Here is a 21672-nt window from a genome sequence, read left to right on the forward strand (position 1 = left end):
CGGAGGTCGTCATGCCGACTGCAAATCCACATGTTCTGATAGAAATGACAGACGAGGCGAACTGCCGCTTTTTCGGGGCTTGGCTTATCCAGGTGGCAGAAGCTGAGGCCCTCTGGTCAGCCGCACTGGCGGACCCTGAATTTGCAGACCGCGTCTGGGATCTTCATGCGATCGTTGTGCCTGATCTCGCAATCAGGGCGCGCGAAATCTTCGGGGAACTAGCGCACGGGGGGAACATCGCAACGCTTGGTCTTTTGCCGGACGACGATTTTGGCGAGCGCAGCACCGAATTTGCAATGCTGGTGCAACTCGGATTTTTCGTCTACGTCGATGGAAGCTACCGGATGGCCGTACCAGAATCGACCACGCTCGCGAAGGTGAAGCAGGCGGCCTTAGACGTGCTAGCCACCAAGGCGGCGGATGCGAGCGGCATCGAGTTTGTCCAGCCCGAGCGCCTACTGCACACGCTCCCGAAAGTTGAAGCGGAGGCTGAGCGGTCCGTAATGATGGCCATGCGCCGTTTCAGAATTATAACCCGGTCGGTCACCACGGCTGAGATCAATGGAAAGGCTTGAGCACGAACAATCCGATCGGACGAGGACTGGCTGATCTTTACGATCGACCTCATGGAGGAGGCCGAGGCCATGCTGAGAAAAATGCTGACCGAAGTGATGTTTCTCAACCCGAATGATGTGAATCGCGGGATCGCCGAACTCATCCAACACGATTTCGAAGTGGAGTATCTTGACGACTGGATAGACGATTCTGGCCCAGCTGTTTGGGTCAAGGCCCGGACCCTCAGCGAGCTGGACAGTGCCAGCTTCCTTCATTGGATGCAGAGCATTGTAGCGCCCCTTGGCGGGGACGTGTCGGAAGCTGGACCAGCCACTCAGAGCGTTCCCAGCTGGGTCCTCGCAGCGTCGCGGCGCCAACGGGCATAGTCTCCGCAGCGAGGCACCTACATTGGCGAACAGGGCAGCCAATACACATGATCCGATCGCGACCTGAGGCGCACCTATCGGTAGATTCTAATACTAAACGAAATCATTGATTGTGAGGCGCCGGCAAATCGGGGTCCGGAGCCTCGGTTTATCAACCAGTTTCGTGGTTCCCGCCAAAGATCTTCGAACTCTAACGGCTATCTTCGCCCATTGTTGGCAGACGCGTCGATCGATGTGGAGGTAGCAATGAACAAGCGGATGAACAAGCGGTCGCTGACTAAGTTGGAGAACCCGCTGGATCACGTCTTCCCGGACGAAAACATCAAACGTGCTATGGAGCGTTCACATGCCGCTATTCTTGTCGCTGAGGCCGCACTTCTGAAGTTCGAGGCCAGCCTGGAGCAAGCCTTTGATGCCGCACAAGAGGTTATGACCGCTCACCGCATCGCTGAAACCGCCATGGATGAGGCGGAGCATCGCGCGAATCTAAGACGAAAATAGAAGACACGGCTTGGACCTGGCAGCCGGCCGGCATGGGGGGCTATGGCACGCGTCCACTTTACGCCACGTTAGGAGGACCATTCGCCGTCTAGATCAACTGGCCAACCGCAAAGCTATATCGGGGAGATCGCAAGCAGGGCGGGCACTTCTCCCGCTCTGCCGCCAGTGACCTATCGCTCGCGCTTGTTTGCAAACTGCTCGACATCCTCCAGCGTCGCCGAGAAGCGATCACCGAGGATGTGGGTATTCGTCGCCGCGTGCAGCACTGCAAAGCCAACTTGCTGATGGTTACGCAGTGCCGAACGCGACGGCGTTTTCCGTAGATGGTAGCCAGCGTTCGCGAGCTGCCTGCGTAGCCGTCGCTCGCGGTTCAACTCAGATATATTGGCCATGAGGACCTCCTGTGAAAGAAGAAAGTCCGAGCCATGCCTTGCCTTGCAGTGAGGCAAATATGGTAGCTGCACGTTGCAGACGAGGCAAGGTATGAGGCCCGCGACTAATCGGCTTCGGCGTTGAGGATAATTCCTGATGGGAACGTCACAAATGGGAAGCGTTCGTCATCTGGATCATTGTTGTGTTAGGTTATTATCATCCCCGATGAACCGGTGAGAAGTAATTGACCCAGAAACCAAAAGCTGAGGTGCTATCACCCCGGAACAAGATGCCCTTGGATACGCTTGCCGGGGTGAGGGGAGAGATGGCGCGGCTCTACCGGCTCGGTTTGAACGGGAGGATCCCCTCCGACGAAATGACCCGGTTTATCTACGCGTTGAAAGAGATCCGCGCCTGCCTCGAGGTGGAAACACTGATCGACATTCAGCAGCGGCTGGCCGTGCTGGCCCGGGATATGGGAGATCACAATGGTCACCGTGTCTACCATCAACCGACTCTTCCGCGCGGTTGAGCAGATTGAGGGTTGGAGCCATCGGCGCCCGTTCAAGGTCGTGAAGGTTCGTCGAGGCATTCACGAGGACCCCGAAGTGGCGCGGGATCGCCACTACGCGCTCCACCCTGAAGATCGGGACGCGGATGTCGCGATCTTTGAGTTTGTCTTTGATGGCGAAACGGCTGACGAGGGCCAGGATCATGGCCCCGCGGCGGCGCAAGAAAATTCCTAGAGGCCGCGAGCCAAGACGTTTCTGACGCTGGTCGCGTGCCAGGCGCCACCACGGGGCCCAAGTATCCCTTGAGCGTTCAGCCGCTCGGCGATCTGGCGCAGCGAACTCGCCCCGGTCTGCTGCATTTGCCGAATGAGGGGAAACACCGCGACGGCGTGGTTGTCGGCGGCTTGTCGAATCTGCTGGATCGCTCGCTCTCGGGCGCCTTGGAGATCTGGATTACCAAGCTTGACGCCGCGCACCTTTGCCGCCGCGAGTGCGGCGCGCGTTCGCGTTCCAATCAGCGTGCGTTCCTTTTCGGCGAGCGCAGCAAATAGGTGCAGCACAAACGGATCGACATCGGCCCCCAGTTCGGCGACCAGGAACGGCACCCGATGCACCATCAGCCCGCTGATGAAGTGCACGTCGCGGCTGAGGCGATCTAGCTTGGCGACGCCGAGGTGGCACTTGAGCTTCTTGGCGTGCGCCAGCGCGGCTCTGAGCTGCGGGCGGCGGTCGAGGGCATCGTGGCCCTTGCCAGAGTCAACTTCGACAAATTCATGCACGATGGTGAAGCGCTCGGTCTCGGCAAAGTGGACTAACGCTGCACGTTGCGCGTCGAGACCGAGACCTGAACGACCTTGCTTTGAAGTGGAAACCCGCAGGTAGGTCACAAGGGGCCGCTCGGGAGTCACGGGATACCTCTATGAAAACCGCTGTATTTGACTATACCACCGTTTAGAATCTGTACGATCCGCGTTTTCGGAATCGCAGCGATTCATTTCTGCCGTGTGAGTGCGATGGTGAGGTATCTCCGGCGCTCGCGCTTCCCTGAGCAGATATACTGGAAGCGCTCGAAGACCCACTGAGCCGCTGGAGCGCGCGTTGCGGGACATCAGCGCAGACGTATCGATGGATGTCCAGACCGTCACACGCTGCGCCTAATGGCTCTTGCTGCCCTCGCGGTGGACGCTATCGCTGAAGGGGGGAGGACCCGGGGCGGTCAGCCGGGATTGAAGCGAGCAGGGTACCGGTACCGGTTACTGACACATGTTTTCACGCCAGTGAAGCGTGTAGGCCATAGCGCCCCAATCGCGAGGCCTTATCTCGATGGCAACAAGTTGCAGACTGATTGAACAGTCCTGCTGGAGGCCTAAGGAGGCGCTGACACAGAACGCCGTGAACTTCCGCTTCGGGCCGCATAGCGGACGATACCCTGACTTGCCGCTGGCTGAACCAGTTGCGAATGACCCAACCCGGTAATCGACCTGATGATCGTCTGAGGCCGATTGTGGGCCATTTCTCCCTCGCCGCTCGTTCGTATCCTGTTATGATCCAGCCTTCCGCAAGGCGTGGCCCAAAGGCTTTGGGGACTGCTTGATGAGACGGCGCGATTTCATCACGCTTCTCTGCGGCGTTGCTGCAGCTTGGCCGCTCGCCACGCACGAGCAGCAGCCGACGAAGCTGCCGACCATCGGAATTCTGGGCTCGGGAACGCCTGAGGTCCAGGGTCAATGGTGGGCCGCCTTTGTTGAGCGGCTGCGCGTACTGGGTTGGATCGAGGGTCGAAACGTCGCGATCGCGTACCGCTGGGCAGAAGGCCGCAGCGAGCGCTACACCGAGATTGCTGCTGAGTTTGTCCGGCTCGACGTCGAGATCATTGTCACCGAGGGCACGACCGCCATCGCCGCCGCCAAGCGGGCGACGTCCGACATCCCGATCGTGTTCGCGGCGGCAGGGGACCCGCTAGGCACGGGTCTGGTTGCTAGTCTGGCGCGACCTGGCGGCAATGTCACGGGCCTGTCGATTCAGCAGACCGATGTTGCCGCTAAGCGACTCGAACTCTTGCGAGAGGTTGTCCCCGGCCTCCGACGGCTTGCGATCTTGGCCAACATCGGGAATGCCGGCGCTCTTCTGGATATGGACGAGGTCGAGGCAACGACCCGCACGCTAGGCCTTGAGGCCACCAAGCTCCAAATCCGGCGTGCAGAGGATATTGTGCCCGGCTTTGACGGGATCAAGGGCCGCACGGACGCACTTTATGTCGTCCTTGATCCGCTGATAAACACTAACCGGACTCGCATCAACAGCCTAGCGCTGGGCGCGCGACTGCCAACGATACACAGTCACGAAGGGCTAGTCGAAGCGGGCGGTCTAATGTCCTATGGACCAAACTTCGTGGAACTGCACCGACGCGCCGCCGAACTTGTCGACAAGATTCTGCGCGGGGCGAAGCCGGGTGACATCCCGGTCGAGCAACCGACAAAATTCGAACTGGCTATCAACTTGAAGACCGCGAAGGCGCTCGGCCTCAGCGTGCCTCCGACGCTGCTGGCCCGCGCCGATGAGGTGATCGAATAGCCCGCCGCGACATCTCTTGTTGGCCCATCGCGTCATTTCGCGGCGATGCGCCATCGGCGCATAGTGGACATTGACTAGGACGCACCGCCTACTCTGCAACTGCAGCAACGGATTTTTTCGCAGTAGCGGCTATTGCACCGCGCATTAGAGGAGTCGACCAGTCGTAGCGGCGGTGCTTAAAAGGCAGATTGCGCTCGCGGGCGATCCGGTAGCCCTGCCGATTGTGCCGCGCCGACATTAGGCGGCGCCGGGTTCTCAGGAGTCACGGGTCCGCTTTGGGCCATTGTGATCCTCCATTGACGCGCCACCGCAAAAATTGCCGCTAGCGAGGGGCCAATGGCCGACTACGATCCTGACGCTCCGAAGACCGCCGAAGAGATCGCACTGGAAGACACGATCGCCGATCTGGCCTATCGCTTGAAGCACGCGCGCGAGGGCAGCGCCGAATACAAGTTTATCGAGCGTCAGCTCACCGGCGTCTTTCATAGCAGCGAGCTTGGCGGTCTCATCATCGAAGAGTACGAGATGCGCGCGGAGCTGGCGGTGCCTCGCCGCCGCTAACGGCTGCCGGGCCGGTCGGCCAGACTACCCATCACGCCCGGCGCAACAGTAAGCACACGCTCCGCCTAGCGTCGCGGGAGGGGGAGGACCCGGGGGCATTAGTCGGGATTGGAGCGACCAAGGTACCGGTACCGGTTATTGTGGCGCGTCTTCGACATCATTTTCCGCGAGGCACTTGAGTACTGGGGCGTGTACTCAGTAAGCGGCTTGGCCGACTGATGTCCGCTCAACCCCCAACAGCGGCGGAAGAGCGGACATTGCCCGAGGTCGCAGAAGGGCCAAGAAGCGACGTCAGCACTCTGTCGTTGTCCAACTATCTCCGACGTTTCAGATCCTCGAAGTATGTCACCTTCATGAGCATCCCATCCATTGGGTTTCGAAGGCAGAAAGCGGCGAGGACGGTCCAAGATCTTACGGTGAATTTCTCGTCGAGTGCAATCACAGAGGCCCTTTGGATCGTAGTAACCGCCAGCAGCGAATGTCCGCGATGGGTGTCAAAAGAAGCGGTCGCAGCACGCGCGGCACGGCGTCCGGTTTACCGCCGAGAGCCAAAACGTTGGTTGCTATTCCCGGACCCGGCTCATTCGATGATGGTGTCGGCGAATTGCTGAACTTGCGAAGGCACATCAAGCCCAAGCGCTTTCGCGGTCTTGAGATTGACCACAATCTCGAACTTCGTCGGATACTGCACAGGTAGTTCGGCGGGCTTGGCGCCCCTTAGGATCTTATCGACATAGACGGCGCCTTGCCGGAATTGTTCGCGCTCATCAAACCCGTAAGAAATCAGGCCACCCTCCCTGGCAAAAAAAGCAAACGGATAAATTGAGGGCAACCGGTACCTCGCTGCTAACGCCACAATGAGCGCGCTGTTCGCGAAGCTAACGACATTGGGTGCGACGATCAAACCGCTGCGGGCGCCGCCTACAAATGTCGCGAAAGCACTTTCAATTTCGGCGCGGTCATGCACCCTGAGATCAACCAGCATCAAGTTGAGCAAAGGCGCTGCCTCTTGAGCCGATTTGAGATACCCGAGGTTTGGCGGCTCCGGGTGCAGAAGCAGCCCGACACGCTCGACCTGCGGCGCCACCTCGTGCAGTTTTTCCAGCCATTTGCTTCCCATGGAAGGCTGGAAATTGGCAAAGCCGGTGATGTTGCCGCCCGGTCTCGCCAGATCCTTGACAAAGCCACTGCCGACGGGATCGGAGACTGATACGAACACAAGCGGGATCGTGCGGACCTGCGTCTGAAGTATGGTAGTGACCAGGTTGGAATTGGACACCATCAAGTCGGGCCCATGCCGGAGCAACTCGGCAGCCATTTCCCGAGCGCGCGCCGGATCACCCCTTGCATACCGAACTTCAATGGTGACATTGCTGCCCTCGATCCAACCAAGTTTCGGCAAGTGTTCTCGGAAAGCCCCAATCTGTATTTGCCCATTGGGGTCGTCCTCCGCGTAGGCCATCACGACGCCGATCCGGCGCATGTGTTCGGGCGACTGGGCGAAGGTGGCCCGCGGCCATGCCGCTGCCACACTTCCGAGCAGGGCGATGAAGTCTCGCCGTTTCACTTGATGCATTCGGTCTCCCCGGGCGGCCAGGTAGAATGACAATCAGGCGGGAAGTCGTGGCAATTTACAGCATAATAGGATCGATGGGGAGGTGGGAGATTGTCCGTTCAGGGTCAAAACCGGTAATACTCTGGCCGAGCAGAATATTTCCGCTTAACCCTCAAGATCGGACATCTGCGAGTTAATGAGTACACGCCCCAAGCAGATTTCCCATTTCGATCAGCATTTGGATATTGCGACCAAGAGCCCAGCAGGTCCGCCATCGGAAGCTCGCGATGCTTGATGGGGAAGGGGTGAGTCAATTTGACTCACAGAAGCTCCTTGCGGAATTGCGGCATCAACGAGTCTGATACTCTGCCTATTCCAGCAAGGAGATCTCGCGTGACCGATCTCACTTACAATCTGAACGGCGGCTTCAGGCCGACAACGAAGAGGTTCGCTGACCTCAGTGGACCGGACTTTTTCCCGACGCCGGCTTGGGCAACGTTCGCATTGATCGATAATGAAGAGTTCAACGGCGATATCTGGGAGTGCGCGTGCGGCGATGGCAGCATGTCCCGCGTGCTGGAGCAGGCTGGTCAACCTGTTCGCAGTTCGGACTTGTACGATCGTGGATACGGAGAAGTCGGCGTTGACTTTCTCCGTGCAGAGCAGACGACCGACAACATCATCACCAATCCGCCCTATAATTGCGCCGAGGGTTTTGTCGCGAGCGGCGTCAAGCTGGCGAAGCGAAAGCTCGCTCTTCTCCTGCGGTTGGCCTTCTTAGAGGGCGCGAACAGAGCGAATAAGATTTTTTCCAAGATGCCACCCGCCCGCGTCTGGGTCTTCAGTGAGCGCATTACCTTTTACCCAAGCGGTGTCGAGCCGAAAGGCAGTGGGACAACTGCCTATGGCTGGTTTGTTTGGGACAAGGATGCGAAGGGGCCAACTGAACTGAGGTGGTTCAAGCCCGGCTACAAAGCAAAGTATGCCCAACTACGCCACGTTACGGCTCTGACAGTGGACAGCTGTCGTTGAAGGGGTGGTGGGTGCCCCCGGGGCGCTGAGCCGGGATTGAAAGTGACCAGGTACCGGTACCGATTACTGACACTTTTCGTGCGCAGACATCTCTCCAGGTTCTGTGCGGGACCCTTCTGCGATCCCGTCTATTTAGGCCCCGACAGCGTCACGAGAGCAGATATTCCGGGACGCCGCTCTGGGCGAGATGCATTGGTACTTGAACGTGCTAAGCTTGGGCCCATGCCGTCGCCCGCCGAAGCAGTAAGAAACTATATCTTGGCCAAGGACGGCAACCGCCCGTTCTTGATGAGACAGACGTTCTCTGAAGACGCTGCACTAGAGATGGTGGTCAAGACCGACGCCATTTCATTTCCCAGCACGGCGACCGGCTTGAGCACCGTGGAGGACGTTTTGGTTCGTCGCTTCGGTGTCGAATACGAGAACATCTATACGTTCTGCCTATTCCAACCCTCCGAGCCCGGCCGAGCCCGCTTTCAGTGCCATTGGTTGGTTGGGATGTCCGCAAGAGCCACCGGACAGCCGCTGCGAGTTGGATGTGGACGTTACGACTGGCATTTCAATCAGGACGGAAAAGTGGTGAGGCTCGTCATCACCATAGAAGTCATGAAAATCCTGTCAGGCACGCAACTCGATGGCGAGATGCGCTGGCTATCTTCGCTTCCTTACCCGTGGTGCAGTCCGGCTCAGGCTCTCATGTCATTTCCGGCGCAGCGGGACCTGTTGGAGGTCGAAGCCTATTTGAAGCAGGCGCAGTGATCTTCGATCGAGCCACGATTGGCTGGGAAAGAATGACATGCCAACGCAAGTGTTTACTCGGTTGGTGGTTGGACCGGCGGTCGGTCAAGAGGGCACAAGCGGGCCTCGGCAGACTGCTCGACCTTGGTCGGCTCGTCTCATGCAACTAGACATTGCGGCGGTCTCGGCAAAGGGTCAGCTACGGGCCAGAACCGGCTGTGATCAATCGCGGAAAAACTGCGCACCTATTCAATAATCTCGTCGGCAGCGTTCAGCAGGCCCAGCGGTACGTCGAGGCCCAGCGCATTTGCCGTCCTCAAGTTGATGATCAACGGTACTTTGATTGGCATTTGGATCGGAAGGTCCCCTGGCTTCTCGCCCTTGAGGATGCGGTCGATGTACCCTGCTGCCCGCGGATACTGTTCGTCGAAATCTGGCCCATAAGAGATCAGGCCGCCTGAGTCCGCGAAAGAGCGAACGAAATAGATCGCGGGGATGCGGTAGCGGGCGGCCGCCGCAATAATCACGTCACGATTTATCGTGTTGAATAGGTCCGGCATTGCGATAATGCCGGCACCTGGATTACCCGCTAGTGCGGCGATAACGCCTTCGATCTCATCCTGGGCGTGAACCGGAGCAGCACTGGCCTGGAGGGTAAACGATGACGCGGCGGCTTGAATTGAAGCCATATAGAATTTGATCGGGACGCTTGTCGTCGGGTTGAAAAGCAGCGCCACTCGCGTCACGCCCGGCGCGATACGCTTGAGCAGTTCTAGCCATTTCCCACCCATCGAGGGCTCGTAAAGCGCGAACCCGGTAACGTTGCCGCCCGGACGTCCGACGTTCGTGACGAAACCACTGGCAATCGGATCGGCTACGGTCACGATCACGATTGGAATTGTCTGCGTCTCGCGGACAAGAGCGTTGGTCACGGGCGTGGTCACACTGAGGATTGCGTCGGGTCGCAGATCGACAAGCTCCTTTGCGACTGCCTTCATCCTATCCAGATCATCGCTGGCCCAGCGAAGTTCGATTTGAAAATTGCTGCCTTCTGTCCACCCCAGCATCGCGAGCGCGCCCCGGAAAGCCGCGAACCAAGACTTCACATCCGGATCGGTCTCCGCAAAGCCGATCAGCACGCTGACACGCCGCATGCGTTGAGCTTGCTGCGCACGCGCAGCGAGCGGCCACGCAGTCGCCGCGTTGCCCACCAGCGTCATGAAGTCGCGTCGCCTCATGCGGCTCCTCTCTCCATGCGGCTCCTCTCTCCAAGCGAGGCCGACACGCTACCACATCGTTAAGTGAGAGCCACGTTGTGCATCACAATAAAACTGGCGGGCGATGACGGCTCCTCTTCGACTGAGCCAGCCGGTCCCGCCTGCTATTTGATGTCGGCTCTTACCTGAAAGCGACCTGATTGTTACGCGCACGCGAAATGACGCGAAGGGCCATAACCGGAAATAGCTGAAACTCAGCCGCCGCGTATGTTCGACCGAGCGTCGGGCCGTCGCCTGGGTCACGAACTTGGTACTCTCGGTCGATAACGCGACCGCACCAGCCTCAGTAGATCTCGGCTTTCAAGCGAGCAGGATAAGCCTTATCAAATTCGGCGGCGTCGATGTCGCCCTTCGACAGCTTCTCCAAAATGGCGCCCATCGACGGTAGTTCCGAGCGTGGGATCTGGGCGTCCGCACTCCATAGCCGCGAGCGCACGAGTGCCTTCGGGCACTGGTAATAGACGCTGTCGGTAGTGACCGACAGGACCGTACGCGGCAGCTTGCCTTGCATTTCGAACTCGGCACACAACGCGGGATCGTCGTGGATTTCGGCGCGGCCATTGATCCGAAGCGTGTTCCCGATACCTGGGATCATGAACAACAAGGATATGCGGGGATCGCGCACGATGTTGCGCAGCGAGTCGAGCCGATTGTTGCCGCGCCGATCGGGGATCAGCACCGTTTTCCTGTCGCGCACCCTGACGAAACCCGCTGGATCGCCACGCGGCGAACAGTCGAGGCCCTCCGGCCCGACTGTCGCGATGACCACGAACGGTGCCTTGTCGATAAACACTCGGTAGTCGTCCGAGATGTAGTCGATCTCCTTCACACCAGATGCCAGCCTTTGCTTATCGTAGAGTTTTTCCAATTCCTCGATCGATGTGATCCGTGTCACGGCGTCCTCCTCGGTTCGGGCTGGTTTCAGACGACATCGTATCCGGTCCAGAACCGGCATCTTATCGGGCGAGGGCAGCGCTCTGGAAGGCCCGGATTGGTCTGGGGTCGCAGAAACCGACTAACTCGTTGATGTCTCAGATGGGTCACAAGCGGCGGTCGAGGCAAGCACACCCCGGCGTCCGGTTTACCGCCGACAGCCGACATCACACCGACTTAAGCGCAGTTCGGCTTGGGGCCGATTCTGTTGAAAAAGGCCTTTGTCGCGAGCATGCCCATTTTCTGAAGACTTCTGATGCGTTTGACGCAGCGGGACGTGGGAGATCGCGTCAACATAGTCAGGATCGCTCGGTGATCTTCCTAGCTTTACTACGAAGGCGTTTCTTGCCGGAGCTCGCTCTAAGTTAATTTCAGCGATGTTTTTGCCGTGGCGTTACTTTCGCCTTTTTCAACGGAATCGGCCATGAAGAGACTCATGCACAGCAGCAATTACGTCTTGGTTGATCCATTGCGGCGGCGTGCACGTCGGCCGCTTGAAAACGGCGTCAAATCCTCCCCAAGAGTCACACCTCGGCCATTTTCGTAAGCACACGCTGCACGAGCGCAGGATCGCGATAGACGCTGCGTGGCTTCAACAGATGTTGGACCTCGACGGTTAGCTTATGGACGGCCGGATCTTCGGCGGCGAGTCGGGTCAGGGCGATACCGAAGTTGCGCGTCATCTCAAAATCCGCCGGACGTTGCCCGCGCGTATCGGGAAACGCGAAGTCGAGTAGGGCCACCGACCACGGCGTCTCGATCAACGTCGGCACTTCGGCGAAGAAAGCAGGTGCCAGCCCGGCGATTGGATCGCTGTTTCCTGCTAGTCTCTCGAGAAGTCCTTGGAGCAGGCGCGCCTCCAGGGCGGCCACGCTCATGCCTTGCCCGTAGACGGGATTGAACCGACAAATTGCATCGCCGATCGGCAACAGCCCGCGGGGAAAACCATCGAGCCGCTCGAAATGGCGCCGCATGCTCTCCTGGAAGCCGTAGCGCGCGACCCCGTCCAGGCGCCTTGCGTGCTTGATCGCATTGTAGATCGTCGGCGTCCGAAGCGATTGAGCATACGTCAGGAAGCCCTCCGCATCGCCGGGCGGGACCTCACCGAGGCGGCCGCCAAGCGTTGCCATCCACCGGTTGCCCTCGAGCGGAAACAAGATGCCGCCCCGGCGATTGTGCGGCGCCTGGGCGAAGGTGATGACGCCTTTCCACTCGGTCGGGGCGTCGTCGGGGACGGCAAAGACGCATGTGGAATAGGAGAGATCGATGCCGATTGTGGTCTCCTCGGGCAGCGGCCGACCGATCGATTGCAGCAGGGCGAGAGTGGGCGTGCCGCGTCCAGAGGCGTCGACGACAAGATCCGCAGCGATCGTCTCGCTCGCGCCCTTGCCACTCTCGCAGCGCACGCCGGTGACCGCCTCTCCATTTGGCGACGCCAACACTTCCGTGACCCGGCAGCGCTGGCGCAGCATGATGTTGGCGAGACCTTCCACCCGACGCCGCACGACGCGCTCGATGGTGGGCCGTGACGCCGCGTAACCGCACCAGCCGAGATCGCGTTGTGGGAAGGGATTGTAGCCCGGGGGCTCGAGGCGAGGATCGAGACCGGCCTGGAGCCGCACGGCTCCCGCCCGTGCGAGATCCTGCTCGAACCCCGGGAACAGCTCGCTGAGGGCGCGCTGGCCGCTGAGCAGCAGCCCATGCACATGCCGCGCCTGCGGCGTCCCGGCGCGATGCGCGGGCTCCGAGGGCAGAGTGTCGCGCTCCAGAACAACGACCTGCTCGAAGTGGTCGGCCAGCGCCCCTGCGGCCGCGAGCCCGCCCATTCCCGCGCCGATCACGACGGCCTGCTTGCCGATCAGAGTTGATGCCACCGCCACCTCCCATTCCCACGTATGTCTTGATCGACACGAATCGGTTCAAGCGCGGCCGAGCGGACGGGCCCGTTGATGATAGCTCGGATTGCGGTCAAGGCCCCAGATCTCGTGGCACTCGCGGCTCCAGGTCACCTGGTGCAGCTCCCGGCGCAACGCACGCCACGTGGCGAATCGCCGAAGCGAGCCCGGAACAATCGATTGAAATGCGAAACATCCGAGAAGCCGGCTTCTAACGCGATGTCGGAAATTCGCTGTGTGCTTGCGTGAGACTCAGTTAGCAGCTCGAGCGCCCGTTGAAGACGTAACTCATTCACGTGCCCGGTGAACGATAGTCCTGATGACGCGATCAGTCGCTGCAGATAGCGAGGTGAGATGCCTTGGCGGCGCGCTACCATCTCGACGCTAAGCTCTGGCTGCTGAAAGTGTGCCGCGATGTAATCGAGGGCGGCGCTGTAGCGCACACCCCCGACCGCGCTCACACTGCTCTCGCCTAAGGGAGTGCGCTCGCCGATCGCGAGCGCCACGAGATCATGGATGTGAGCCAGGACCGCATCACGCAGCCTGGGGGCGGCCAGAGCCCCATCCTTGAATGCCGACTTTAGATAAGCCATGAGGAGTCGGAGCGCTTCATTTCGGTGAGAAATCGGCCGCATGGCGAGACTTTCGACATTCGTCACGCGCCGTGCAAACGCGTCGCGGGGCACGGCCAGACCGAATAGCAATCCGTCGACATAGGTGACAGTGACGGGCTCGGAATGCAGAATTGCGACTGCATCGCCGGCGCGAAGCTCAATTTCCTGGCAGCGCTGCGACAGCAGACTTCTGCCGGGAGAGCAGACAATGACTCCAATCGAGTCGTCACCATCAGCGATGCTTGCTCGCAGGCGCTTGAATTGCATGGAGGAGCCTTTCAGTGCGAGCCTGCGCAAACCCGGGACGGCTTGCAGCGTTGCGTCAGCCTGAAACGGAACGTCCGACAAGGGCTCTATATCGACGTGGACTATGTCTCGCCCAAAGTTCTCCCGCCATAGGGGGACTCTCATCCGCTCCGGAAGCTCGCGCGTCGAGAATCGATGCGACACGAATTCGGCTGCGTCCGTAGACATGGGGACCTCCAGCCCTGATAAGACGTCGGGATTAGATGCTGCGGCAAATTACGGTCGGTATCTGTGATTTGCAGTTCGTGCACTGGCATATCTTAAGCCGTGCGCATGAGTCCAAGAAGTTGCACCATTGACGTGCTAGTCTCATTCACCTGTGATCAATGCTGATGTGAACTGGTTCACGTGGCGGCCAGAAAATTACGCCTATAGTGATTGTGAAAGCGTGGTGCCAAAAATCGCCATTAGAGGTGACGGTCGTGATGGCTCTATTTCTAATTGCTGCCATCGGATCCAATTTAGACGTCTCTGGTAGGTGCCAGTGCAAATCCAGTTTCTAGCGTCATTCGCGATTGGTCGAAATCAACGACCCGCGGCGCAGACTGTTCTGTAGAACCGGCAGTTCTCTGATACCGATTTCGTGTCGTGCCTTGGCCGCCACACCATCATCAGAGTTCGTCGGACACAAACTTACCTCCGGCACTATATGTTTGCAGCCGTTGAAATGGTTGAAGTTTGCCGCGTAGGACGTCAACGGTGATGATCAAGCGAGGGTTCGATCATGTCCACCCTGGTCGACATGCTTTACCGTGAATACTGCCGTGCCCGCCTCGCCGAAATGCGAAAGCAGCTCCTGGTCCCGGTTGTTGGCGACGAAATCCCAGAAGCGGATCGGGATGCCGGCAATCCTGCCGGCCCTGGCGATCGGGGTAGCGATGGCATCGCGACGAAAGAAGCCCCAACCATCCGGTAGCCAGTGCCCGACCGAAAGCGTGCTCGCACGCCGAAACAGAGCAGCCAGATGCATGATCGAATTCACAGGTTTCTCGCACGTGCCAGACCACGTTACCACTTTCTCCCGAAGTCTGGTTTGGTGGTTTCAACGATGCTTCAGGGTAACCGCGTCAGGCGGCATAGAACAGCATGCCACCTTGCGTGAAGACATCCGATCTAACCAGTAACATCTGACGCATTTTACAAGTGGCGGGGAGGCATTCGCCGTCATCTCAGCGCGCCCATCGCGCGCCAAACTCGAAGGAGTGAGGTCATGGCAACCATAGAATATAATCATACCGCGTCATCAGTTCGGGCGACACGAGAGTACGACGGATGGATCACTGCTGGTTATGCCATCCTAGGGTTAATCGCGCTTGCTGCGCTCTATTTTGCGTCGGGCGGCCCTGGAAACGGCGAGGCTGCGCTCGCCATTATGTTGGCTATGCCCTAATTTGAGGGCGAGTGATGCGAGGGCTTCTCATCCTCTTTATAGCGTTTTCGCTTATGTTGGCCACACGAGGCCAGCATCAAACAGATTTCGTGCCGCGCCCGACCGCATCCATGCCACCGGTTAACGTGCCCTAGGTTTACCCCGGCAGCTGACAGGCGGACGACACGTTGGATATTGTCGCTAAGGGCCGATGGACGCGGGGCAGCTTGGTATCCTTATTGATTCAGTCGAGCTGTTCTCGGAGGGATAATTCGATGAGCAATTTGTACCCTGAAAACTTGTACTTTGAAGACGCGGAAGTCGGTACCCGCCTCCGGGCTAGCCCTTATCTGGTAACCAAGAGCGAAATCATTCAATTCGCTAAACAATATGATCCGATACCCCGCCACATCGACGAGGAGGCTGCGGCGCGTTCAGTGTTTGGGGGGCTAACCGCAACCAGCGCCCATACCTTTTCCATCTTCATCTTGTTGACGACCCGGCTTCAGCCGCGGCTTCATGTCCTTGCCGGATTGGGCTGGGATGAGCTGATGCTGCCGAATGCTGTACGCCCGGACGATGCGCTCGATCTGGAAATCACGGTTCTGGAAAAACGCGAGTCGAAGTCCAAATCCGATCGGGGGATTGTCCGAAACCAAGTCCTATTGCGAAATCAAAAACGCGAGACGGTGTTGCAGTGTATCAGCAATATTCTCGTCGCGCGGCGACTGGTCGCGAACGCGCCGACCGACTGACTTGGTTGCTTATTTACGGGTGTCAGGCGACCGGTGATGGATCAAAGTCGGCTCTGGTTAAGCAGGCGAAGAACTCAACGTGAGCAAATCTAGTCCGCTATGCCTCCGTGTTCGGACCTTGCGCACGGCCCCGCCGCTGATGGGCCAAGAACAGGCTCATACACCGCAGCATGGGAAGCGTCGCCACGTGCCTTTGCAGTCTCGAAAATGATAGAGTCATTCTGAATAGCGACGGTTGTTCGAACGTGAGGTCTTTGGCTTCAGTCTCCCAAAGAATATGATCGGTCAGGTCTGCGAGCCAGACTTGGTCAAGTTTCTCTAAAGCGGGCTCAGGGGGCGACACGATATCAGGCGGGCCAAAAGTCCAAAGGAAGGGAGGACAAGCGATGAGGACAAAATACACGCGACGAGCAATTCTGCGGAACGCTGCGTCCGGCGGCGTTACCTTGGCGTTGGGCTCCTCCGCTTCTCTCGCTCAGACCGAGCCGCAGAGGCCAAACATCGTTTTCATCGTCGCCGACGACATGGGTTACGCGGATATTTCATGCAACGGTCGACGCGACTTCATGACGCCGAACATCGATCGCATTGCCATGCAGGGTGCGCGTTTTTCCCAAGCGTACGCCAACTCGCCGGTCTGCACGGCATCGCGCGTTGCTATCATAACAGGCCGGTACCAAGCCAGATTGCCGGTTGGAATGGAAGAGCCGATTACGCGAGTCACAAAACCGGGCATTGGCTTGCCGCCAGAGCATCCGACTTTGCCGTCGCTTCTGAAGAAGGTCGGTTACGGCACGACGCTGGTCGGCAAGTGGCACCTCGGCAACCTGCCTGAATTTAGTCCTTTGAGGAGCGGCTATGACCATTTTTACGGCTATAGAAGCGGCGCGGTTGACTATTTCCTCCACGTCGACACGGAGGGCAAGCCGGATTTTTGGGACGAAGACCAACCAGTATCTCAAACCGGCTATATGACCACCCTTCTTGGCGATCGGGCGGTGAAGATCATTGAAGATTATGCACGCGCGGATCAGCGGTTTCTCCTTAGTCTTCATTTCAGCGCGCCCCATTGGCCTTGGGAAGGTCCGGAGGACCAAGCCGAGGCCGAGCGTCTTGGGGGACGCAATCTGTTCCACCTTGACGGCGGTTCGAGCGAGACGTATCGGCGGATGATACTTGCGCTCGACGATCAGGTTGGACGCGTCTTGAAAGCGCTAGACGACCACGGCCTCGCCAGCAACACGATCGTGATTTTCACCAGCGACAATGGCGGCGAACGCTTTTCCGACACTTGGCCCTTCAGTGGGCGAAAGACGGAGCTTTTGGAGGGTGGTCTGCGCATTCCTGCCCTCGTCTCCTGGCCCGCGCGCATTCCCGCGGGGCTCGTTAGCCAGCAGGTGACCGCGAATATGGACTGGCTTCCGACGCTGCTTGCCGCAGCCGGCGCAGCACAAGATCCGGCCTATCCATCGGACGGGATGAATCTGTTGCCACAGCTTTCGGAGGGCGCGCCTCCGGTGGAGCGGCGGTTGTTTTGGCGCTACAAGGCGCTCTGGCAGCGTGCCGCGCGCATCGGGGACTGGAAATATCTAAAGATTCTCGACAATACATTTCTGTTCAACGTTGCCGACGATCCGATGGAGCGCGCCAATCTGAAAGAGCGGCGCAAGGATATCTACGATCGTCTCGTCGCCGAATGGAACAATTGGAATGCGACCATGCTGCCAGAAACCGCTACGAGTTTCACCTATAACAATACCGGCAAACAATGGGTCGATCGACCGGGCGCAAAACCAGTGACACTCGACCCGGATCCAACGCTCGATATTGAGCCCGCACCTTCGAATGAAGGCCGGCCCTCTAATCGCCCTGGCCGCTGATCGATTTTCACCGCCCAACAAGCAAAAGTGATCGGTTGGCGGCCCTGTTCAGCCGTCTTAAGGTCGGCGAATCCAAAAACTGCTGGTGCGCTTGATGCCCTTGGACCCGTTAATCAGCCGACGACGAAGCTAATCTTCGGGCCAAGAGTCGATCTCGCCAGTAAGCTTTCGCAAAGATATGTGCTGGCTGATGTGATATCGTTCTCATTGCGTCTTCTATGGCGGTGCTTCTCTCATAGATGACTTTTCTCTCTCAAGTTCCGAAGGTCGCAGATGGGTCATTCGCGTCGATATTGAAGCGGGTCGGCCGTTGCCAGCCTAGTTCTGAAAGCCGACGTGTTGACGAGCGATTAGACTGGTCGAAATGGGCCAGCAGGCGGCGTTTATTCGATCACCTCGTCGGCGCGGGCGATCAACGTTGGCGGCAGGGTGATGCCGAGCAATCGCGCCGTCCTAAGATTGGCGGATAGCTCAAATCGCACTGGCTGCTCGACCGGCAGGTCTCCCGGCTTGGCGCCATTGAGTATCTTGGCAACATAGCCGGCCGAGCGGCGGTACATGTCGGCAAAGCTTGGACCGTAGGACAACAGCCCGCCGTCCCTGACGTAGGTGGCGGCCTCCCAGATGGACGGCAAGCGATAACGGAGCGCCAGATCGATCAGCGGCCGGCGGTGGAAATTGAAGAAGGACGAGGCGAACACCGTCAATCCGTTGTCGCCCTTGCCAACAGCAGCTGCGAACGCGGCCTCGAATTGATCCGGTTGCACCTCCACGACATCGAATTCGAGGCCGAGTGCCTTGGCGGTTGCAGCCGCTGCTTGCAGGCCGACCGCACCGACTATGGCGTCTTGCAGCGCCATCAGTCGTGTGACGGCCGGCACCGCTTCCTTCAGTATCTCGATCCGCTTGCTCTCAAGGTCGGCGTTCGACATCGAGAGTCCGGTGACATTGCCGTCCGGCCGTGCCAGCGACGTCACGATGCCGCTGGCGATGGCGTCGCCCAGAACCGCAAAGACAATTGGCGCGGTCGTCCCCGTGGCGATCAGTGCCTTGATCGCCGGCCCGCTCACAGTCACGATGACGTCGTAGCCGCCCTTGCTGATTTCGGCGGCGAGCTGCCGCAGCCGGGCGGGGTCGCCATCCGCCCAAAGATAATCGACGGTGACGTTGCGGCCCTCTATCAATCCGTTCTCGAGCAGGCCCTGCTTGAAGCCCTCGATCTGGCGCGGGTCGACCACAGTGGCGCCGGTTGGTCCGAGATAGACGATCCGCGCCATACGGCCCACGCCTTGCTGCGCGAAAGCAGCGCGCGGCGACAGCAGCGCCAGCCACCCTGCCAGCGTGATGAAATCGCGCCGCCGCATGAATGCTCCCAAGCCGTGTATTGATTATCATATCAGTTCAGGCGGACCCTCCGGAAGGGGTTGCGACCCGATCTCCGCCTCGGCTTGAGCCGATACCATTCGTGTGGATGTCTCCGCGTCGCGGCCATGGCGGATTTACCCCTCACAGCCGACACGTCGATAGCCGTCGGGGTCTGTCGATGTGGGCCATGTGTGGACCTGTGCGCCACCGGCTGATTGCACGAACGCGTCACCTTAGGATAACTCAGGGAATAAGCGCGGCTGGCAGTGGTTCCGTTGGCTGCGGTACAAATTGATTCTGCTGCCCCCGCGCCATCACCAGGATCGCCAATGCAATTGCAAGGACCACCAAGAGTTTGGCCATCCGTCAAATCCGTTGAAAAGTTCGTGCCTACGAAATCTTGGCTTTGCGCTGTTTCGGAAAGGCAATCGTCAAACAGCGACCAAATCGACGGGTCACGATCAATACATGCATGCTGAAGAAATCAGCACCGTAAACATGTCGACGTCGAACTCTTTCTCCAGGCTCATTCCGAACCGCTCTAGCCATTTAGCCTGAGCCAGGTAGGCCGTCTTCTCTCGCGCCTGTGGACAATCAAATTTGAGCTTTCCTAGATTTTGAAGGTGATGAACCATTTCGTGTACCAGGACCGATTGGTCCGCCGGCGAAGTCCCACCCCAATCGTCAGGAAGCAGGATCGTTCTCGTATTGTTGTCGTAGAGTGCGACAACCTCGCGCTGAGCGAGTTGCCCATCGTTTCCTATGAAGCTTTGAGAAGAAGCAAGGTCCCTTGCACGCAACCTCGCAAGCTCCATCCTCGAAGTAAATTCAATGGCGGGACGTTCTTTGATGGCAGGCAGGTCAAAATTTGATGTGAGCCAAGCCACAATCTCATCGAACAAATCTTCCGCAGCTTGAGTTACATCAGAATGCAACGCAACCGGACGCGACCCGGTGGTCGCGCTCCGCTCCAAAGCATATTCGCAATGGGCTCTAGAGGATGTCGTTAACGTGAGAGAGGCAATTGCCGCGACCAGAAGGAATTGTTTGAACATGACCCTCTCCTAGAGGCTGTTCGGAATAGAGACCCTCTTCAAAAAAACCCAGTCGGCAGTTGAATGGCTGGAAGCATAGCATTCGCTTGGCGACGCCGTTGTGAACCCATTCACACCCAAAGAAGCTAAAACGCCAGAAGCAGACGCTCTTCGCCTCATCCATCACCTCCTCGGCGTTGGAGCTGCCGATCTAGGTCATGCTCCCCGGCATAAAGCAGCGGATAAATATGTATGGATAGTCTTCGTCGTCGGTATCGCCTTCGAAATAGACAGGCCAGACCATGGTCCGCTCGGCCTTATTAGGCTCGCTGATGACGGAATTGTCCGGCACATCGACCCATACCATGATGTTGGAGTCGGGGCTCTTTGGCACTCGTACGCGATAGTGACCGTTCTTCGCTTCCCAGTCGGCGTCTTGGACAACGTAGCCGTCGGCAGACGAACAGCAGAGGCCGTTGCCACTTTTCAGTTGGTCAAACCACGGCTTGAGTAGAGAATTCGCGTAACGCCCGTCGAGGTCGCGCCCCATCGCCGGTAGCGGCGTCAGCAATAGCCCCACAGGCGCGATAAAGCCGATTAGCGGGATCCAGCGCACGACCAGCATCGCGACGTCCCTGCTTCTGAGCAAATTTTTTAGACTATGAATGTGAGTATGTTTCGGCTGCTGCGAGGTTCACACATCAACCCAAGGGCTGCAGGAGAGGCAACAGGTGGCATTCAGCATATCGCCAGCATCTCCCAATTGCGCCACCCAGAATCCAGTCCCGCAACTGAGCGATCTCGCCGGCACTATGATGCCGCTGTGCCAAGACGAGGCGGCCAAGGCCCGTGCTAGGCAACCCAAGGATGGCGAAGCAGTCGAGCTGTGGCGGGACGACCACCGCATTTCGGTGTTCAGGCGTACGGATAGGGACTCATAGCTCGCGCTCCACGGCTGGATGGCTTCGGTTCTTAATCTTGATCCAGAACTTTTGTCCACCGCGGTAAGGCCGCTCGCGATGCTTCGAGACGAGACGTTCAAGGCCCATGCGACGCGCCGCACGGAATAGGTCTGGGCCGATCTCGCCTCGCTCGAAAAGGCGCAACGGTGATGCCGTCCGGCCGGCGCGCGAGCAGTCGCTCCAGGTTGTTCTTCCGCAAGTGCAGCGGCAGTTTGCGGAGATCATCACTGCCTCGACCAAAATATCGAAGGCGCAGAGCTGAACCTCGTGGTCGTCGAACTCAGGAATTGCGAATCCAATGCCCCGCTGACGTATCGCCTTCGGCTTCTGCTTTGGATCACCCGAGCGAAATCCAACCGCAACCGAGAGGCATGCGCGAGACTCTGATGCGCGGAAGCATATGCCGGGACGCTTACCTGCCAATGAGCAGAACTATTGTTGCCGACGTAATTGTGACGCCGATAGCCGGTACAATGAGCCACAATCTTTCGTGCTT

At 58.7% G+C, this 21672-nt stretch carries 23 protein-coding genes; 12 read left to right on the forward strand and 11 right to left on the reverse strand.

Features of this window, described 5'->3' with window-relative positions:
- Positions 1 to 11: 11 nt before the first annotated feature.
- The 3 genes from Q3C01_RS12295 (at position 12) to Q3C01_RS12305 (ending at position 1442) form a co-directional block, all read left to right on the forward strand.
- Positions 12 to 575 (forward strand): hypothetical protein, encoded by a 564-nt coding sequence (locus tag Q3C01_RS12295; RefSeq protein ID WP_458145581.1) that lies wholly within the window; start codon positions 12 to 14, stop codon positions 573 to 575.
- Positions 576 to 626: 51 nt separating this feature from the next.
- Positions 627 to 941: a hypothetical protein gene (locus tag Q3C01_RS12300; RefSeq protein ID WP_458145582.1), complete on the forward strand. Its 315-nt coding sequence runs from the start codon at positions 627 to 629 to the stop codon at positions 939 to 941.
- Positions 942 to 1187: 246 nt separating this feature from the next.
- Positions 1188 to 1442, forward strand: a complete 255-nt coding sequence (locus tag Q3C01_RS12305) for a hypothetical protein (protein ID WP_458145583.1) — start codon at positions 1188 to 1190, stop codon at positions 1440 to 1442.
- A gap of 170 nt (positions 1443 to 1612) precedes the next feature.
- On the opposite strand, the gene Q3C01_RS12310 is transcribed toward Q3C01_RS12305, so the two are convergent.
- Positions 1613 to 1834, reverse strand: a complete 222-nt coding sequence (locus Q3C01_RS12310; RefSeq protein ID WP_458145584.1) for a hypothetical protein — start codon at positions 1832 to 1834, stop codon at positions 1613 to 1615.
- A 275-nt stretch (positions 1835 to 2109) separates the two neighbouring features.
- Here Q3C01_RS12310 and Q3C01_RS12315 point away from each other — a divergent pair, with 275 nt between their 5' ends.
- Both Q3C01_RS12315 and Q3C01_RS12320 read left to right on the forward strand, forming a co-directional pair.
- Positions 2110 to 2346: a hypothetical protein gene (locus Q3C01_RS12315; protein ID WP_458145585.1), complete on the forward strand. Its 237-nt coding sequence runs from the start codon at positions 2110 to 2112 to the stop codon at positions 2344 to 2346.
- On the forward strand, positions 2303 to 2560 hold the full coding sequence (locus Q3C01_RS12320) for a hypothetical protein (RefSeq protein WP_458145586.1): 258 nt from the start codon (positions 2303 to 2305) through the stop codon (positions 2558 to 2560). The genes Q3C01_RS12315 and Q3C01_RS12320 overlap by 44 nt, the downstream gene beginning before the upstream one ends.
- Here the strand turns inward: Q3C01_RS12320 and Q3C01_RS12325 are convergent.
- The gene (locus Q3C01_RS12325; RefSeq protein ID WP_458145587.1) at positions 2557 to 3234 is read right to left on the reverse strand and encodes a recombinase family protein; all 678 of its coding nucleotides are present in this window, start codon (positions 3232 to 3234) and stop codon (positions 2557 to 2559) included. The two genes, Q3C01_RS12320 and Q3C01_RS12325, sit on opposite strands and share 4 nt — an antisense overlap.
- Positions 3235 to 3919: 685 nt before the next feature.
- Here Q3C01_RS12325 and Q3C01_RS12330 point away from each other — a divergent pair.
- Together Q3C01_RS12330 and Q3C01_RS12335 are read left to right on the forward strand one after the other, a co-directional pair.
- Complete coding sequence (locus Q3C01_RS12330) at positions 3920 to 4900, forward strand: ABC transporter substrate-binding protein (RefSeq protein WP_458145588.1); 981 nt, start codon at positions 3920 to 3922, stop codon at positions 4898 to 4900.
- 336 nt (positions 4901 to 5236) lie between these two features.
- Positions 5237 to 5461 carry a hypothetical protein gene (locus Q3C01_RS12335; protein ID WP_458145589.1) on the forward strand — a complete coding sequence of 75 codons (225 nt, stop codon included), beginning with the start codon at positions 5237 to 5239 and terminating at the stop codon, positions 5459 to 5461.
- Between the two features lie 580 nt (positions 5462 to 6041).
- Here the strand turns inward: Q3C01_RS12335 and Q3C01_RS12340 are convergent.
- Positions 6042 to 7037, reverse strand: a complete 996-nt coding sequence (locus tag Q3C01_RS12340) for an ABC transporter substrate-binding protein (RefSeq protein WP_458145590.1) — start codon at positions 7035 to 7037, stop codon at positions 6042 to 6044.
- A 372-nt stretch (positions 7038 to 7409) separates the two neighbouring features.
- Between Q3C01_RS12340 and Q3C01_RS12345 the strand changes: the two genes are divergently transcribed.
- Both Q3C01_RS12345 and Q3C01_RS12350 read left to right on the forward strand, forming a co-directional pair.
- The gene (locus Q3C01_RS12345) at positions 7410 to 8048 is read left to right on the forward strand and encodes a hypothetical protein (RefSeq protein ID WP_458145591.1); all 639 of its coding nucleotides are present in this window, start codon (positions 7410 to 7412) and stop codon (positions 8046 to 8048) included.
- 258 nt (positions 8049 to 8306) lie between these two features.
- Positions 8307 to 8807, forward strand: a complete 501-nt coding sequence (locus tag Q3C01_RS12350; RefSeq protein ID WP_458145592.1) for a hypothetical protein — start codon at positions 8307 to 8309, stop codon at positions 8805 to 8807.
- 224 nt (positions 8808 to 9031) lie between these two features.
- Here the strand turns inward: Q3C01_RS12350 and Q3C01_RS12355 are convergent, their stop codons facing one another.
- From Q3C01_RS12355 to Q3C01_RS12375, 5 genes are all read right to left on the reverse strand, one after another.
- Positions 9032 to 10024, reverse strand: a complete 993-nt coding sequence (locus Q3C01_RS12355) for an ABC transporter substrate-binding protein (protein ID WP_458145593.1) — start codon at positions 10022 to 10024, stop codon at positions 9032 to 9034.
- A 322-nt stretch (positions 10025 to 10346) separates the two neighbouring features.
- Positions 10347 to 10958 (reverse strand): pyridoxamine 5'-phosphate oxidase family protein, encoded by a 612-nt coding sequence (locus Q3C01_RS12360; RefSeq protein ID WP_458145612.1) that lies wholly within the window; start codon positions 10956 to 10958, stop codon positions 10347 to 10349.
- 562 nt (positions 10959 to 11520) lie between these two features.
- Positions 11521 to 12870 (reverse strand): NAD(P)/FAD-dependent oxidoreductase, encoded by a 1350-nt coding sequence (locus Q3C01_RS12365; RefSeq protein ID WP_458145594.1) that lies wholly within the window; start codon positions 12868 to 12870, stop codon positions 11521 to 11523.
- 131 nt (positions 12871 to 13001) lie between these two features.
- On the reverse strand, positions 13002 to 13979 hold the full coding sequence (locus Q3C01_RS12370; protein ID WP_458145595.1) for a helix-turn-helix transcriptional regulator: 978 nt from the start codon (positions 13977 to 13979) through the stop codon (positions 13002 to 13004).
- 538 nt (positions 13980 to 14517) lie between these two features.
- The gene (locus Q3C01_RS12375; protein ID WP_458145596.1) at positions 14518 to 14793 is read right to left on the reverse strand and encodes a hypothetical protein; all 276 of its coding nucleotides are present in this window, start codon (positions 14791 to 14793) and stop codon (positions 14518 to 14520) included.
- Positions 14794 to 15021: 228 nt separating this feature from the next.
- Between Q3C01_RS12375 and Q3C01_RS12380 the strand changes: the two genes are divergently transcribed.
- From Q3C01_RS12380 to Q3C01_RS12390, 3 genes are all read left to right on the forward strand, one after another.
- Complete coding sequence (locus tag Q3C01_RS12380) at positions 15022 to 15201, forward strand: hypothetical protein (protein WP_458145597.1); 180 nt, start codon at positions 15022 to 15024, stop codon at positions 15199 to 15201.
- A 254-nt stretch (positions 15202 to 15455) separates the two neighbouring features.
- A complete protein-coding gene (locus Q3C01_RS12385) occupies positions 15456 to 15935 on the forward strand; it encodes a MaoC/PaaZ C-terminal domain-containing protein (protein WP_458145598.1) in 480 nt (159 codons plus the stop codon).
- A gap of 386 nt (positions 15936 to 16321) precedes the next feature.
- On the forward strand, positions 16322 to 17815 hold the full coding sequence (locus Q3C01_RS12390; RefSeq protein ID WP_458145599.1) for a sulfatase family protein: 1494 nt from the start codon (positions 16322 to 16324) through the stop codon (positions 17813 to 17815).
- Between the two features lie 383 nt (positions 17816 to 18198).
- On the opposite strand, the gene Q3C01_RS12395 is transcribed toward Q3C01_RS12390, so the two are convergent.
- From Q3C01_RS12395 to Q3C01_RS12405, 3 genes are all read right to left on the reverse strand, one after another.
- On the reverse strand, positions 18199 to 19179 hold the full coding sequence (locus Q3C01_RS12395) for an ABC transporter substrate-binding protein (protein ID WP_458145600.1): 981 nt from the start codon (positions 19177 to 19179) through the stop codon (positions 18199 to 18201).
- 462 nt (positions 19180 to 19641) lie between these two features.
- Positions 19642 to 20235: a DUF6647 family protein gene (locus Q3C01_RS12400; protein ID WP_458145601.1), complete on the reverse strand. Its 594-nt coding sequence runs from the start codon at positions 20233 to 20235 to the stop codon at positions 19642 to 19644.
- A 190-nt stretch (positions 20236 to 20425) separates the two neighbouring features.
- A complete protein-coding gene (locus Q3C01_RS12405) occupies positions 20426 to 20839 on the reverse strand; it encodes a hypothetical protein (protein WP_458145602.1) in 414 nt (137 codons plus the stop codon).
- Positions 20840 to 21672: the final 833 nt, after the last annotated feature.

The organism is Bradyrhizobium sp. UFLA05-109 (genome assembly GCF_054185165.1).